The sequence below is a fragment of the Chryseobacterium lathyri genome, from assembly GCF_003290185.1.
GTDB lineage: Bacteria > Bacteroidota > Bacteroidia > Flavobacteriales > Weeksellaceae > Chryseobacterium > Chryseobacterium lathyri.
The window spans coordinates 405,606-420,763 of record NZ_QNFY01000001.1 but is presented as its reverse complement, the minus strand read 5'-3'; the positions used below and the strand labels follow the sequence as shown (position 1 = coordinate 420,763).

Sequence of the window (15,158 nt, the reverse complement as noted above, 5' to 3'; positions counted from 1 at the left end):
ATAAAACTGCTGAATTAATTTTGCATCAAATATTAATTATATGATGAAGAGCGAATCAAGAAAGAATGCTTCTTATATTCTGATGGTGGTCAATATACTGGTTGTGATCCTGGTATCCAGTAATCTGAGATCTCCTATTATCTCTGTTTCCCCGGTATTGGGTGATATACGGCATGCTTTGAATCTGGATAGTTTCCAGGTGAGCCTACTTACTTCTATTCCACTGTTTATGTTTGCAACATGTTCCGTTTTAGTGAGCAGATTTTCACATAAATTCAGTATCAGCCGGTTTCTGATGTATTCCCTGATTATTTTAAGTTTCGGACTGTTCCTAAGGATTACGGGATCTCTATGGACTCTTTTCACAGGATCTGTGTTTATAGGTTTGGGAATCTGTATCGGAAATGTAGTTACTCCGGGTTATATCAAGAATAATTTTCCTAAACAGATCGGTTTGATGACCGGAATTTTTGCAGTTTCTATGAATCTTACAGCTGCATTAGCCTCAGGCTTCAGCGTAAGGATCGGAGAATGGACAGGCTTCGGATGGCGAGGCTCCCTGGGAATCTGGCTGATCATTGCCGGACTGGGACTTTTTGTCCTTATCCTGGAACTGATATTCAATAAAAAGAATCCGGGACAGGCAAAAGCAGCTTTAAGTGTTTCTGATTTTAATATGTTTAAATCTGCGCAGGCATGGAATATCAGTGTATTTATGGGGCTGCAGTCTTTATTTTATTACTGCATGATGGCCTGGCTGCCTTCATTTCTTACTGATTGTAAAATGGAAGGTGAAAATGCGGGATGGGTCCTGTTTTTTATTCAGATTACCATGATCCCGATTACTTTCTGTGCTCCGATTATTGCCGGGAAAATGAAGGATCAGCGGATCCTGATCATACTTATCTGCAGTTTAATGTTCGGAAGTACGATGATGTTCGTCTGGCTGCAGTCGCAATGGATCTATGCTAATGCTGTCATTATCGGTATTTCTAATGGTTTGTCTTTCAGCCTGTCTATTCTATTTTTTTCAACAAGAACGAAAAATAGCGCCAATGCGGTAAAAATATCCGGAATGGCACAGTCTGTGGGGTACCTGATTGCTGCATTCGGGCCTCCGGTTTTTGGAAAACTTCATGACTGGGATGCGTCCTGGAAAAGCTCTTTTTATTTTTTGAGTTTCGCTGTTATCCTGATGTTTTATTTCGGAATGAAGGCGGCCAGGAATAAATGTGTGGAAGATTAAAAATAAAGGACTGTATCGGAAAGATACAGTCCTTTTATCAATGTTTGTCTGATTTAAGTTATTCTTCTTTTGTTGCTGGCTTCTATCCAGTCATCTTTTTTACATTTAGGACAGTGCGCTGTATTTCCTTCCGTTTTAAATTCGGTATGTCCACAGAAGATACATGAATATTGACTTTCTTTATGAATTATTTTTAATGGATTTTTTAATGAATCCGGCATAATGGGAAGGCCGTATTTTACATCTTTATCTTCATAGTAAAATACACTGATCTCACCGGAAATTTCTTCAATAGCTGTTTCAATCTGCCCAAGCTGTGAAACACCCTTCAACCTGAGCTCTGCAAAAAATTCATCGCTTCCCAAGTTTTCTTTTTTAAAGTTTTCAATAGCAAATTCACCGTCTTTGATCAGGCAGATGGAACTTCCTTCCACCAGTTTCTCAAATTTTTTGCTTCTTCCTATAAAAAAAGTGACAATGCTGTATAAAAGAATGATGACTATAAAAACGAGAATGGAAGAAATAATACCAACATCTTTATTGAACATAGGATCACCAGCCGCAGAACCTAAACCGATAATAACGACCAGCTCAAAAATAGAAAGCTGCTTTACCCCTCTTTTTCCTAAAATTCTCAGGCCAATAATAATGGCCAGGAACATGATCATAGTCCGTAATATGATTTCCAGAAGAAAAGACCATTCTTCGTGTCCCAGAAATAATTCTTTCCAGTTGAGTTCTAAGAGAAATAGGGATAGCATAGAAATTAATTTAGAGAAGGTATCCAAAAAATGAGCCATCCCCCAACCCATTCTTCTTAAAGATTAATAGATTTTAAACTCTTTTAAATTAATTATAAAGAATATTCCATCCCGTCCTGCAGAACTAAGCATCTGTTCTCCAGATCGTTTTCATTGATCTTCTTCTGAATGTATTCACGGTTTTCCTTACAGTGGCTGACTGCTTCAAGATGCGTGACCAAGATGGAGGCATTGGGTGCATATTCACAAAGTTTGATGATGTCTTCACTGGTCATAATAATAGGATCTCCCACTGCAAAAGTGGCTGCACCTCCGGCTACAACAATATGCTGAGGCAGATGCTTATCGATCTCTGCTGCAATCCCTTCATACCAGATACTGTCACCAACGACATAGAGAGTTTGATCTTCTGTTTTAAAGACAAATCCGTTTACTTTACCCATTTTCTCCCCTATTTCTCCGGTTCCGTGCTGCCCTTCTGTAATTGAAATATTGATATTTTCCCAGATGATACTGTCTTTAATAGAAATTATGTTCTTAAAACCTGACTCGGCTATCTTTTCTGCAATGATCTCAGGGCAGATTACAGGAATATTTTTATCTAAAAATTCAATAGCTTTTTCGTCCCAGTGATCGGGATGAAGATGAGTTACAGCTACCGCATCAATTTTTGACAGTTTATCTTTTAATTCCTCTTCACTGAACGGAAGGTCAACCAAGGGATTCAGCAGTTCGCTATCTGTCATTGGAAGCTTTCCCAAAGAACCTTTTGCCCCAAGCATGGGATCAATTAAAATATTTTTTCCTCCTAATTGGAGCAGTAATGTGGCATTACGCCATAATTCCAGTTTCATTTTGTTTAATTTTGTCTTGCAAAACTATGGTTAAACCAAAGGTAAATAATAGACGGTTACCAAAAGGTTAACCATATATATAAAAGTTACCGATGAATTTTGAAGAATTTAAAAACTGCGGGCTTAGACGAAGCCTTGATATTCTTTCCGGAAAATGGAAACCGTTGATCCTTCTGAATCTTTTTGAGGAAGATCAGGTACGGTTTATAGAATTGTGGCGTAAAATGCCAAGGGTTTCAAAGAAAGTGCTTTCGGAGCAGCTGAAACAGATGGAGGAAAATCATATCATTCAACGGATTGAAGTCTATAATTTTCCTCCTGAAGTCTATTATAAGGTGACTGATAAAGCCCGGAAATTAGGTCCTATTCTTGATCAGCTGCATGCATGGGGCAATGATCTTGATTCTTAAAAGTATTCAATACCTCCAAAATATTCCGGTAAATAAAATCAAGTTCTTCTGATGTGATGCAATACGGCGGAACCAGATACATAACATTCCCCAGCGGACGCATAATGATCCCGCGCTTGAGAAATTCATCATAGAGAACCTTTCCAATCTGGTTAAAATAAGAAGTATGTTGATCTGTTTTATACTCAAAAGCCAGAATGGTTCCGGTCTGACGTACATTTTCAACATGTGAATGCTTTGAAAGAATTTTAGAAAAATCGGAATGTTGGTTGTTGATACGATCAATGGCTGCTAATGTTTCTTCCTGCAATAAAAGCTCCATGCTGGCCAGAGCCGCAGTACACGCTAAAGGATTAGCCGTAAAAGAATGTCCGTGAAACAGGGTTTTATACTTATCGTCAGATAAAAAGGCATTAAAAATTTCCTGCGAACAGGTGGTAATTCCCATAGGCATTGTTCCTCCGGTGAGGCCTTTTGAGAAACACATAATATCCGGCACTTCCGTAAGGTGATTGGCCGCAAACAGTTTTCCGGTTCTCCCGAAACCTGTGAATACTTCATCCTGGATCATCAGAATTTCTTTGCTTCTGCAGAATTTCATCAGTTCATCCAGATGTTTGGCCTCATACATCAGCATTCCTGCTGCGCCCTGTACCAATGGTTCATAGATAAAACAGGCTGTTTCTTCTGCCAGATCTTTAATCTGAATTTTTAAACTTTCCAGATTTTCTGCGTTAGGTATATCGATAAAGATCACCTCAAAGAGCATACTTCCGAAAGGTTTTGTCCAGACACTTCTCCCGCTCACAGACATCGCCCCGAAGGTATCGCCGTGATAAGCATTTTTAAAAGCCAGAATCTTCGTTTTTTCTTTCCCTGAATTATAAGCATACTGAATACACATCTTCAGCGCTGCTTCCACTGCCGTTGAACCATTATCCGAATAAAAAACCTTTTTCTGGTTCTTCGGAAGCAGGTTCAACAGGTTTTCTGAAAGCTGAACAGCCGGTTCATGCGTAAATCCCGCAAAAATAACCTGTTCCAGAGTATTCAGCTGCTGAAAAACACGTTCTGCAATATAGGGATGAGCATGACCGTGCAAAGTCACCCACCAGGATGAAACGGCATCAATGTATTTTTTTCCTTCCTCATCATATAAATAGACGCCTTTTCCTTGTACTATAGGCACTGCATCTCCTGCTGTTTTCATTTGCGTGTAGGGATGCCAGTTGACGGCTTTATCTCTTGACTGTAGAGATTGTATTGATGTATTCATTTTTTTTAATTAGAAGTTAGAAATTAGAGGTTAGAAGTTAGTGGAGATGATCGTTCCATAAGCCAATTGTAGCTTTATAACCTGTAACTGGTACCCCTTCATCCCGAAACTCATTAACAACAGCTATTCTCTTTCATCTTCATCGGTTTCAGGCCCAGTTTTTCCAGCATCTGCATGTCTTCGGAAACCCCCGGATTAGGGGTTACCAATAGTGTTTCTCTTTCTCCTGTGAAGATGGAATTGGCTCCGGCTATAAAGCACCACGCCTGCTCTGTTTCATTCATTTCAATACGTCCGGCACTTAATCTCACCATGGAGGAAGGCATGACAATCCTGGCGGTAGCGATCATTCTGACCATTTCCCAGGTATCTACTTTTTCGTTGTCTTCAAGCGGCGTTCCTGCTACTCTTGCTAAGGCGTTGATGGGAACTGATTCCGGATGTTTTGGCATGGTGGCTAAGGTTAAAAGCATTGAAATTCTGTCTCTGTGCGTTTCTCCAAGTCCTATAATTCCTCCTGAACATACCGTTATTCCTGCTTTTCTTACATTATTGATGGTATTGATTCTGTTATCAAAGGTTCTGGTTGAGATAATTTCTTCGTAATACTGTTCAGAAGTATCGAGATTGTGATTGTAAGCATATAAACCTGCTTCCTGAAGACGAATGGCCTGCTCTTCGGTAAGCATTCCTAACGTACAGCACACTTCCAGTCCAAGCTCATTTACGCCTTTTACCATATCGATTACCCTGTCGAAATCTCTGTTGTTACGGACTTCACGCCATGCTGCAGCCATACAGAAACGGGAAGAGCCACTGTCTTTTGCTTTTTGAGCGTGGGCAATCACGGTTTCTGTCGGAAGCAATGCCTGCACTTTGATATTAGTATGGTAACGGGCAGCCTGACCACAATAAGAGCAGTCTTCGGGACATCCTCCCGTTTTGATGGATAATAAGGTGGAAATCTGTACTTCTGACGGATCATGCCATTCACGGTGTACTGTTGATGCTTTATAGATCAGTTCCAGCAAGGGCTGGTGATAAATTTCTTCTATTTCTTCTTTTGTCCAGTTGTTTCTGATGGTTGTTTTTTTATCCATTATCATAAATTTGTTTTTGTTAATTGTTCTGCGGCAGCTTTAATGCTGACTTTAGTTGGCTGGTCGATTTCAGGAATGTAGATAGTTCTGGTTTCTCTTTTCATAAAGTTACAGATCACTCTTTCGGTATCTGGAGGGAAATTTCCATTGAAAATCAAATATTCCAGCTTAAGTTTTCTTTGTTTTAAGGCCATGATGGAAAGTAAAGTGTGGTTAATGCATCCTAAATAATTTCTGACGACTAACGCTACAGGAAGATTAAGTTTTTCAATAAGGTCTATCATAAAAATCTCATCCGAAAGCGGGACCATAAGCCCTCCCGCTCCTTCTACGATTAGTTTGTTATCTGTTTTGGGAAGCTGAAACTGATCTAAACTGATTTCTATATTTTCTTCCCTGGCAGACTGATGTGGTGATGCAGCCAGCTGAAGACGGTAAGTTTCCGGATGGCAGACGGTATTCTCTGTCCATGATTCTATTTTATGGCTGTCCGTATAGTCGAGATCCCCGGATTGCACAGGTTTCCAGTAATCTGCTTTAAAATATTGTGTTAAAACAGCGGAGCATACTGTTTTTCCTACTTCAGTGCCGATTCCGGTGATAAATATTTGATTCATTTGATGTTACAGGTTGAAAGATTCGGGGTTTGGTGTTTATTGATTCATCTTAAATAAATTCTTTAATAATTCTCGTGAGTTCTACAATTTCTTCTTCAGTATTAAAGCTGTGAAGGCATATTCTGAGTCTTTCGGTTCCTGCTTTTACAGTGGGACTGTAGACGGCGTAGGTTAAGAAATTATTATCAGATAGTGTTTTCTGTAAACTTCTCAATTGTTGATTATCCGGCATCAATACGGCCTGTATCGGGCTCAATTCTGAAGATGGGGTTTTAATATTTTGATTCCTGAAAATTTCAATATTCTTTTGAAGTCTTTCTGACAGTTCTGGTTTTTGCTTTAAGAATTCATAGCCTGTTTGAATAGCCATCCATAAAAAATCCTGAGCAGCAGTGGTATAGATAAAAGGAGATGCAAAATTCACTAAATAGGATTTTATGGTTTCATCACACAAAATAGCTGCACCATGGGCTCCTAAAGCTTTTCCATAAGTCATTACGGCGGCAAAAACATCATTCTGTAACTGATTCTTCTCAATCAGGCCATATCCGAAAACACCAAAAGCATGGGCTTCATCTACAATCAGTGCTGCATTATATTTTTTGGCTAATGCTGCAATTTCCTGAAGGGGTGCAAGATCCCCATCCATCGAATACAGGCTTTCTATAGCAATATAACAGGGCCCGGTCTGCTTTTTCAGAATACTTTCCAGATCTTCCGGATCATTGTGACGGAATTTTAGTTTTTTAGCATGTGACATTCTGCAGGCATCATGAACTGAACGGTGAATCTGCTCATCTACAATAATCATGTCATGACGGTCCGGCAGTGAAGAAAACAAAGCCAGATTTGCATTGTAACCGGAAGAAAAAAGAAGAGCTGCTGGATATTGATGCTGTTCAGCAATGTACGTTTCTGTTTCATCAACAATATTGCTGTTTCCGCTGATCAGTCTTGAACCGGAGCTTCCTGAAAGAAGCTTAGGGTTTTCCTGAACATTCCGAAGCAACTGTAATTGAAGTTCTTCATTTCCTGTCAAGCCAAGATAATCGTTAGAGTAAAAATCAATACCATTAAGTTTTGGCTTTAACGTTCTTAATATGCCCGCTTCTTTTCTGTTCTCAAGCGCTTCCTGAAATTTTTTAAGCATAATCCAACTGTGAAACTTCTTCTGCTATGGCATTGATCCACTCATCATGCAGTTCTTTTTCTATCGTCAGGATATTTTCTGCATGCAATTTCCAGTCTGCGGAGAATTCATTTAATTGATTGATCATTTCCTCAAGATGCCCTTCTTCTTCCAGAATAATAGATTTCACCATAACCCTCGAAGATTCCTTGGTCAGAATATCCTGATAAACCGGATAGAGCTCATCTGCACGAACTTCAATGGCATAAGTCACAAAAAGATAAGCTGCATATTTCAACTCTTCCTTATTCAGGGCAAATACGGTCTGAAGATACCTGCAAGCCTTTACATCCAGAGAATGAAGATACTGTCGGGTGGCAACTGGGGCCAGAAGTTCGTCTGCTGCATAGGTTTTACATAATTCGGGATCTATCTTTCCGATCTGTTTTTTCAAATAATAAGCGTGACGGTGCTCTTCGGCAGCATGTTTCAGCTGAATGAGCGTGACAGAAACCGGATGCTCACACTTAGAGATCTTTCTGGCACCGGCATTTTCCATGAACGAAAGCGTGTTCAGCCATTTGGCATGAGTTCCGTCATCCTGTACAATTCTTTCAAGCAGTTGTTGAAATTCCATAGATTTTTATTTTGAACCAAAATTAGTATATTGCCGGACCATTAAAAGGTGCCAGTTTTAATATTATGGATAGTCCGGTTAAGATTCCTTATCAAAGTTTTATAGAAATTGACAGAAATTCGGAGACTTCAATCTATATGCAGATTACAAATCAGCTTATTAATGCTATTCAGAGAGGTTTTCTGCCATACGGCACCAAGTTGCCCGGAACCAGAGCCTTCAGTGAAGTGTTGGAAATCCACAGGAATACCGCCGTTGCTGTTTATGATGAATTGTCAGCACAGGGCTGGGTTGAGAGTCTTCCGAACAAGGGAACGTTCATTATCGGAGAAAATCAGGAAAAACCGGTAAAGGTTAAGGATTTTGAAAAAAACAATCTTCAGAATTATCCTGAAACCACAGGTTTTGCATTTAAAACTTCGAATATTTTAGATAATCCATTTGAACATTCCGACTGCGAGTATGTTTTTAACGACGGGGTTCCGGATATCAGACTGACTCAGATCGGGCAGCATTCAAGGTTTTACAGCTCTATTCTTAAACGGAAATCCAATCAGAAAATGCTGGGCCACTACAATCATGACGGAAGTGAATTTTTTAAGGAACATCTGTCGCATTATCTTAATCTTTCCCGCGGACTGCCTATTTCAAAGAACAATCTTCTCATTACCCGAAGTACGGAAATGAGTATCTATATCGTTTCCGAAATTCTTCTTTCTGTAGGAGATACTGTATTGGTAGGCGCTTTGAGCTATTTTTCCGTGAATATGATTTTCCAGAAAGCAGGTGTGAATATTGTATCACTCCCGATAGATGAAGAAGGAATTATCGTAGAAAACGTCCGGGAGGCCTGTAAAAAGCAGAAAATCCGGATGCTTTATCTTACTCCGCATCACCACTATCCTACTACTGTTGCTTTAAGTGCACAACGAAGACTTGAGTTGCTCGACCTTGCCCACGAGTATGGTTTTATCATCCTTGAAGATGATTACGATTATGAATTTCATTATGATAAAAGCCCCATTCTTCCGCTGGCAAGTGCAGATACTAAGGGAATGGTGATTTATATCGGATCTTTCGGAAAATCACTGGCTCCGGGATTCAGGACCGGGTTTATTGTTGCTCCGGAAAATCTGATGGCTGAGATGAGGAAATATCTCGGAATTATAGACCGTCAGGGTGATATCTTAATGGAAAGGGCCTTAGGTGAAATGATTGAAGAAGGAGAAATACACCGGTATCTTAAAAAGTCTTTAAAGGTTTATCAGGAAAGGCGGAATCACTTTGCAGAGCTTCTTAAGGAAAATTTAGATGAATTGATACAGTTTCAAAAGCCTTCGGGAGGTCTTGCTTTCTGGCTGGAATGGAATATTCCTGTCAACCTGATGCAGCTAAGCCGGAATTGTGCGCAGAATAATTTGTTTATTCCTAAAACACTACTCTACCAGACGAAAGATATTACGGCAATGAGGCTGGGTTTTGGAAATCTTAACTTTGAGGAAATGGAGAAGAGTATTGACATCCTTTCTGATCATGCGAGGAAATTATTGTAAAAATGATTTGTTTTTTTTGAATTAACCACGGATGACACGAATTTTCACAGATGTTTGCGTTTTACTAAGCCGTATGTAAACAAAAAATATCAACCGCAAAGATCACAAAAGCTTTCTTGAAACACTTAAGTTTATTTAAAGTTTAAAAGCTTATCGCAAAAAAGTACACTTAAGTTTTTTGTGAAAATCTCTGATTTCTTTATCATAACAGGAAGATCCGCCTGATCTTTTTAGTCTGCGAGAGATAATATTTTAAACCATTAAGGATTATTAAGCTTTTAAGAATATTAAGTTTTAGTTTCGCTTCAAGGCGGACAACTTAAAAAAATCAATGATTTTTTCTTAACTCACCTTACTCTCTTCATTTATCTTAATGTTTAAAAAAGTTTAGGACGAGAATCAGCGACCATATTAATGTTTGGAGGAAATTGATTTTAAATAACAGTGTAAAATTAACCACAGATGACACGGATTTGCACAGATGTTTGCGTTGTATGCGGCTGTGAAATAAGGGGGGTGAAATAAAAAAAGTGTAACACCCGGGTTACACTTATCTAATTTTTGTTGTTTTTTTAATTGGAGGGAGTCAATATCTTCACTTTCTTTTTCTTGGATTTCTTCTTTTTTCTGTTCAAATAGATAATGAATCCTGTGATGGGAAGTGAAGCCGCGATCATTCCTGCAAATAGATATAAAATCCTGCCAGTCATTCCAAAGATGCTTCCTGTATGAAGGTCATAATTTCTTTCTCTTAATGCGGTTCCATTGCCGATGTTTTTGTCTTTGTAGGACTGATGCTTTAGGATTTTTCCTGAGTACTGATCAAAATTGAATTGCTCATTCTGGTATTGCTTATTCCCATACGTTACTTCAGCATAATAAGTTCCTTCTTCTGTTTTAGGAAAGCTGATGAGTGCAGATTTCTTATCCGCCAGGCTCTGTTCTACCCTGTTTCCAACAATATTCAAAATATTTTTCTTGTCTGAAGACTCTTCGGTAGGAATGGTACTTTTAGCTTTCTGTTCGGTTTTCGCCTTTCCATTCAGTGTTTTTTTGACCCATTGATCAACGTCTTCAAAATTCCATATCAATGCTGCGTATGAAATGAGGCATAAAGGAATAACAGCATAAAATCCCAGGACATTGTGCGTATCATAATTGATTCTTTTCCATTTAGCAGACGTTTTAATGAAAAACATTCCTTTCAAAGCCTTCTTATTCATTTTACGGGGAAACCAGATCACCAGTCCTGAAAAAAGCATGATCGCCAATATCAGTGTGGAATATCCGGTAATGGTCTTCCCGATTTTTTCACCCAATAAAAGTCTGCGATGAAGGTCCATCACAATTTCAAAAAAATCATTTTTGGCGTTTTCCACCTCAAGAACTTTTCCGGTGTAAGGATCTACATAAACCCTATAATAATAAATATATGAGCCCCAATAAGTCAAAGCTTCCTTATTCATTTTCAGGGAGCGGAACGCATAGCTTCTGGATGGGTCTGAGGATATTTCTACCCTGCTTACCTTTAAACTGTCCGGAAGTACCTGCTCAGCTTTGAGCTTGAGATCGGAAAACTGCAGTTTTTCTTTTTTTATGGTTTTGACGAAATATTTTTCCGGGTGTAGGGCATGTTTCAGCTCTTTTTCAAAAGCGAGAATACATCCGGTAACTGCCATTATCACAACTATAAGCCCGGACGCTAGTCCGAGCCATAGATGTAATTGATATGTTGTTTTTCTTAGTATAGAATTCATATTAAAACTTAAGGGTAACCTCCGCCACAAAGTTACGGGGCATTTGGGCTACTATAACACCCTGTCCTGCGAAATACTGCGCATTTCCTAAATTATTCATTTTAAATCCTAATCTGTATCTTTCTTTTTCAAGAGATACGGAAGCGTTCACTAAAGTATAAGCCGGGAATGTAAACTGTCCGGTAGCTGCATTATCTACAGTAACCTGCTCACCCACGCGGTTTACTCCAAAACCTAATCCGAGACCTGAAAGTCCTTTGATCGGCAATATGTAGCTTACCCATGAATTGAATACATTAGCCGGACCTGAAGACGACGGACGGCGGCCATCTACATTGGCAGCAGCTTTTACAAACTTACTGTCGTTATAAGAATATCCTGCCATAATGTTCAGACCCTGAATTGGATTAAGGATGGTTTCAATTTCGATCCCTTTACTTCTCTGTTCTCCGTCCTGGATGGTCACATTATAGTTTGTTCCGTCGCGGGTCACAACATCTGCCCGTAACATATTGTCAACCAGAATATCATAATATCCTACCGTGAAATTCACTCTGTTTCTCCAAAGATTTCCTTTGAATCCCACTTCCCACTGATTAGACCTCTGCGGTTTGAAATCTCCACTATAGTCTGCAAGCGGCTGTGCAACCGGAGCTAAATTACTGAAACCATTCATATAGTTAGCATAGGCAGACAGGCGATCTTTAAGGATCTGATAGGATAAACCAAATTTTGGAGATAACGCATTCTGATTGAATGTCCCCGTATTTACATTTTTGATCAAATCCAGTTGTCCATTGCTTTCATAATGATCAAAACGTAAACTCAGCAAAGTAACCAAGCGGTCTGTAATGTATACCGCATCGGAAATATAAGCGCCATAAATATTGCTTGATGCTGTATTTCTTACTAAAGGTGCTGTAGAAGTCTGAATTTTTTGTAACGCTAAATCTTTAGTTATATTTCCATATAATCCTGTTACCGGCGGCGCTATCGGTGCTGTAGGATTTTTAGGGTCAATGTAATCAAATACAACAATTGGAGAAAGGTTATTGTTCAAAGACTGGTTTAAATAATCTAATCCTACAAGAACTTTATTTTTGATTTTTCCTATTTTAAATTCCCCGTTAAAGTTCTGCTGAACGCTGGTAGACGCTCCTTCACCATTCTGCCACTGTACATTACGTTCCAAAAGGTTATCTGTAGCTCCTCTCATAAACTGATACTGATACAATCCTTCCGTTTTCCTGTAATTTCTTGAGATCAAAGTCTGGGAACTCCACTGATCTGAAATTTTGTAATTCACCTCAGCTTTTACATTGATGGAAGGCGCTTTTAAACTCATATCGTTATTGGAATAAGACTTTTTCCAGTCATATCCAAGCTCATCCGGAGTGGTTGCAATGAATGGTCGGGTTCTCGGTAAAAAAACAATCGGTGTATTTGTTCCTTCATAGGTGTAAATCTGGGCTCCCAGGCTAAACTTTAAACGGTCATTCACCTGGTAGCTGAAGGTTGGTGCAACAAACATGGATTTTCTGAACTCTGAATCTCTGAATCCGTTCTGATACTGATACGCTGCATTCACACGGAATAAAGTCTTCCTTGAATCTGTGATTGGACCGTATACATCAGCTGTCACACGGTTCAGATTATAACTTCCCAAAAGATAAGAAGCTTCTCCGCCGAAATAATCTTTAGGCTTTTTCGTTACGACATTAATCAATCCTCCAAAAGAATTGACTGCGCCTCCGTATAAAGTTCCGGAAGGTCCTTTGATCACGTCGATACGCTCAATATCCGCCGGATCAATTTCTGAATTGGTGGTCGCAGGAACACCATCTACCATAGAAACTCTCGTAGGAAAACCTCTTAAATTGTAGTAGAAACTTCCGTCTCCCGCTCTACCCGCACTTCCCTGCATTTTTACAATACCCGGAACGTTTTTTAAAGCGTCGGACATATCATACACCAACTGCTCTTTCAGAATCTGCTGGTTGATGCTTGTGTACATTTGAGGATTTTCAATGTTTTTCAAAGGCATTTTAGAGATCGAAGTACTGTCTCTGTCCAGAAATTTATTTCTACTGAAGGCATATACTGTAATTCCTTCAATCACATTATTTTCTGTCTCAGGATAAATCACCGGAATTTCAAAGACATCTTTTTCAATACGGATCTGCTCACGCATCAATTCAATATCATTTAAAACCACCTGAAGCGTATATTCTCCCGGTGGCACATTATCAAAATAGTATTCTCCTAAACTGTTGGTCTTAGCCTGATACGGCGTATTGACTAATCTTAAAAGTGCATTCTTCACGGGCACTTTTTCAGACAACATGATCTTTCCGTTAACACGTTCACTCTGCTGGGCAGAAACAAATAATGGAAGACCGACAAGAAATAAAAGTAATATAGGGGTTTTAAATATTTTCATGCTGTAAGTTTTGTAACAGGGGGTAGTTGATTTTGCCGTTTTGTGATAATGGAAATGATTCTATGTGTTCGGTGTGTACATATTGCGGATTGATGCGCAGCTTATTTTTAATGGTTTCTTTAATAGTCTGGGGATCAATATTAATGTTGTCATACAGAACAATGATTTTTTTGTCATTGCCATTCAGACAAACCACTGTATTGCCTTCCAGTCCATTCTTAAGGATAAACTCTATCTCATCCAGGTTGAGACGGATCCCGAAAAGCTTCATGATGCGTTTGATTCTTCCTGTGATATAATACAGTCCGTTCTGCCCTCTTCTGCCTGTATCTCCTGTATGAAGAAGCTTAGGCTGTTCATAGGTAGACAGATCCTCAAGCTTGTTGGCATAACCTCCGCTGATGCTTGAATGTAAAAAGAGTAATTCATCCGTTTCAGGATCGATCTGGAAGCTTCCTCCGTGTACAGGAGTACCAATAGATGTTTCCTCTTCAAGAAGTCCATCTGTGGTAAGATAAGCCATTCTTCCGCCTGCTTCGGTTTGTCCGTACTGGGCAAAGAACTGTTTATCGAATTCAAGGCAATAATTGAAGATGGTTTTCCTCAATTCAGCATTGATCACCCCTCCCGTATGGGTCATGTATCTCAGGCTGGTGCTGTCTTTTCTGAAGAATCCTATTCTGTTCAGGTTTTCATACAAATATGGAACGCCTCCCAACGTGCTGTAACCGTACTCTTCCATTTCGTCCCAGAATGCTTTCTGCATGATGTCTTTGTCCGTACAGACTATTCTTCCCGCACGCATACAGTTGGTGGTAAAAATAGAAAAACCGTACACGAAATTAATCGGTACGTTGAGCGGAACTACATCAGATTCCAGGATAGGCATGTATTGAAGGATGCTCACAGCGTTCTGATAAAGGTTTTCATCCGAAAGCTTCACCAGTTTTGGAACTCCGGTGGTTCCGGAAGTACTTAAAAGGATCTTGATATCAGGATGAATCGTGACTTCCGGCTGGTAATCTTCCTTAGCAAAGATTTTTACGGTTTCTGAAAACTCCTTTAACGAATATCCCTGAACCTCATCTCTGGAGGGGTCAAAGATATATTTCGGACGGTACTCTGCTTCCAGACGTTCTTTAAACTCCGGGTGCAGCTTCTGTCCCAAAACAGCAATGGCATGGGTTGTTCCGTAAAAATTGAGAAGAACCTCAATGCTCGGCAGCTGGTTGTCATTGTACAAAAAGATCAATCCTTTTTCTACAGGATTGAGGCCTAAAGAACGATACAGCGTTCCAACCGGCGTGGAAGCACCGGTGGAAGCATCTGTAAACAACAAGTTCTTGTTGGCAATTACATTTTCTAAAATTTTCATATA

13 protein-coding genes are annotated in these 15,158 nt (G+C 39.4%); 3 read left to right on the top strand and 10 right to left on the bottom strand.

Translation table 11 applies throughout. The features are described from left to right. Positions 1-40: 40 nt before the first annotated feature. Positions 41-1,246, top strand: a complete 1,206-nt coding sequence (locus tag DRF61_RS01935; protein ID WP_228452524.1) for a CynX/NimT family MFS transporter — start codon at positions 41-43, stop codon at positions 1,244-1,246. A 53-nt stretch (positions 1,247-1,299) separates the two neighbouring features. Here DRF61_RS01935 and DRF61_RS01930 read toward each other — a convergent pair whose 3' ends face one another. Next, entirely contained in the window at positions 1,300-2,007 is a 708-nt protein-coding gene (locus DRF61_RS01930) for a DUF421 domain-containing protein (RefSeq protein ID WP_228452526.1), read from the bottom strand. Positions 2,008-2,099: 92 nt separating this feature from the next. Further along, positions 2,100-2,861 carry an MBL fold metallo-hydrolase gene (locus DRF61_RS01925; RefSeq protein ID WP_111953482.1) on the bottom strand — a complete coding sequence of 254 codons (762 nt, stop codon included), beginning with the start codon at positions 2,859-2,861 and terminating at the stop codon, positions 2,100-2,102. Between the two features lie 92 nt (positions 2,862-2,953). Here DRF61_RS01925 and DRF61_RS01920 point away from each other — a divergent pair, with 92 nt between their 5' ends. Further along, positions 2,954-3,271 carry a winged helix-turn-helix transcriptional regulator gene (locus DRF61_RS01920; protein WP_111953480.1) on the top strand — a complete coding sequence of 106 codons (318 nt, stop codon included), beginning with the start codon at positions 2,954-2,956 and terminating at the stop codon, positions 3,269-3,271. On the opposite strand, the gene bioA is transcribed toward DRF61_RS01920, so the two are convergent. The 5 genes from bioA to DRF61_RS01895 form a co-directional block, all read right to left on the bottom strand. Next, the gene (gene bioA, locus DRF61_RS01915) at positions 3,225-4,547 is read right to left on the bottom strand and encodes an adenosylmethionine--8-amino-7-oxononanoate transaminase (RefSeq protein WP_111953478.1); all 1,323 of its coding nucleotides are present in this window, start codon (positions 4,545-4,547) and stop codon (positions 3,225-3,227) included. The genes DRF61_RS01920 and bioA overlap by 47 nt on opposite strands. Positions 4,548-4,660: 113 nt before the next feature. Further along, positions 4,661-5,647 carry a biotin synthase BioB gene (gene bioB, locus DRF61_RS01910; RefSeq protein ID WP_111953476.1) on the bottom strand — a complete coding sequence of 329 codons (987 nt, stop codon included), beginning with the start codon at positions 5,645-5,647 and terminating at the stop codon, positions 4,661-4,663. Positions 5,648-5,649: 2 nt separating this feature from the next. Then, positions 5,650-6,264 (bottom strand): dethiobiotin synthase, encoded by a 615-nt coding sequence (gene bioD / locus DRF61_RS01905; RefSeq protein ID WP_111953474.1) that lies wholly within the window; start codon positions 6,262-6,264, stop codon positions 5,650-5,652. Positions 6,265-6,313: 49 nt separating this feature from the next. Beyond that, positions 6,314-7,414: an aminotransferase class I/II-fold pyridoxal phosphate-dependent enzyme gene (locus DRF61_RS01900; RefSeq protein WP_111953472.1), complete on the bottom strand. Its 1,101-nt coding sequence runs from the start codon at positions 7,412-7,414 to the stop codon at positions 6,314-6,316. Then, positions 7,407-8,030, bottom strand: coding sequence for a hypothetical protein (locus DRF61_RS01895; protein WP_111953470.1), 624 nt, complete (start codon positions 8,028-8,030; stop codon positions 7,407-7,409). The genes DRF61_RS01900 and DRF61_RS01895 overlap by 8 nt, the downstream gene beginning before the upstream one ends. A gap of 65 nt (positions 8,031-8,095) precedes the next feature. On the opposite strand from DRF61_RS01895, the gene DRF61_RS01890 reads away from it, so the two are divergent. After that, complete coding sequence (locus tag DRF61_RS01890) at positions 8,096-9,583, top strand: aminotransferase-like domain-containing protein (protein WP_111953468.1); 1,488 nt, start codon at positions 8,096-8,098, stop codon at positions 9,581-9,583. 572 nt (positions 9,584-10,155) lie between these two features. Here the strand turns inward: DRF61_RS01890 and DRF61_RS01885 are convergent. The 3 genes from DRF61_RS01885 to DRF61_RS01875 are packed head-to-tail and all read right to left on the bottom strand — an operon-like array spanning position 10,156 to position 15,155. Then, positions 10,156-11,340 carry a PepSY-associated TM helix domain-containing protein gene (locus tag DRF61_RS01885; protein WP_111953466.1) on the bottom strand — a complete coding sequence of 395 codons (1,185 nt, stop codon included), beginning with the start codon at positions 11,338-11,340 and terminating at the stop codon, positions 10,156-10,158. Position 11,341: 1 nt separating this feature from the next. Further along, positions 11,342-13,780 (bottom strand): TonB-dependent receptor, encoded by a 2,439-nt coding sequence (locus tag DRF61_RS01880; RefSeq protein WP_111953464.1) that lies wholly within the window; start codon positions 13,778-13,780, stop codon positions 11,342-11,344. Beyond that, positions 13,767-15,155, bottom strand: coding sequence for an AMP-binding protein (locus tag DRF61_RS01875; protein WP_111953462.1), 1,389 nt, complete (start codon positions 15,153-15,155; stop codon positions 13,767-13,769). Before DRF61_RS01875 ends, DRF61_RS01880 begins: the two co-directional genes overlap by 14 nt. Positions 15,156-15,158: the final 3 nt, after the last annotated feature.

What these genes read in the sequence shown, in the direction of transcription:
- DRF61_RS01935 (WP_228452524.1), top strand. Translation starts at nt 41, where the DNA reads ATGATGAAGAGCGAATCAAGAAAGAATGCTTCTTATATTCTGATGGTG.
- DRF61_RS01930 (WP_228452526.1), bottom strand. Translation starts at nt 2,007, where the DNA reads ATGCTATCCCTATTTCTCTTAGAACTCAACTGGAAAGAATTATTTCTG.
- DRF61_RS01925 (WP_111953482.1), bottom strand. Translation starts at nt 2,861, where the DNA reads ATGAAACTGGAATTATGGCGTAATGCCACATTACTGCTCCAATTAGGA.
- DRF61_RS01920 (WP_111953480.1), top strand. Translation starts at nt 2,954, where the DNA reads ATGAATTTTGAAGAATTTAAAAACTGCGGGCTTAGACGAAGCCTTGAT.
- bioA (WP_111953478.1), bottom strand. Translation starts at nt 4,547, where the DNA reads ATGAATACATCAATACAATCTCTACAGTCAAGAGATAAAGCCGTCAAC.
- bioB (WP_111953476.1), bottom strand. Translation starts at nt 5,647, where the DNA reads ATGGATAAAAAAACAACCATCAGAAACAACTGGACAAAAGAAGAAATA.
- bioD (WP_111953474.1), bottom strand. Translation starts at nt 6,264, where the DNA reads ATGAATCAAATATTTATCACCGGAATCGGCACTGAAGTAGGAAAAACA.
- DRF61_RS01900 (WP_111953472.1), bottom strand. Translation starts at nt 7,414, where the DNA reads ATGCTTAAAAAATTTCAGGAAGCGCTTGAGAACAGAAAAGAAGCGGGC.
- DRF61_RS01895 (WP_111953470.1), bottom strand. Translation starts at nt 8,030, where the DNA reads ATGGAATTTCAACAACTGCTTGAAAGAATTGTACAGGATGACGGAACT.
- DRF61_RS01890 (WP_111953468.1), top strand. Translation starts at nt 8,096, where the DNA reads ATGGATAGTCCGGTTAAGATTCCTTATCAAAGTTTTATAGAAATTGAC.
- DRF61_RS01885 (WP_111953466.1), bottom strand. Translation starts at nt 11,340, where the DNA reads ATGAATTCTATACTAAGAAAAACAACATATCAATTACATCTATGGCTC.
- DRF61_RS01880 (WP_111953464.1), bottom strand. Translation starts at nt 13,780, where the DNA reads ATGAAAATATTTAAAACCCCTATATTACTTTTATTTCTTGTCGGTCTT.
- DRF61_RS01875 (WP_111953462.1), bottom strand. Translation starts at nt 15,155, where the DNA reads ATGAAAATTTTAGAAAATGTAATTGCCAACAAGAACTTGTTGTTTACA.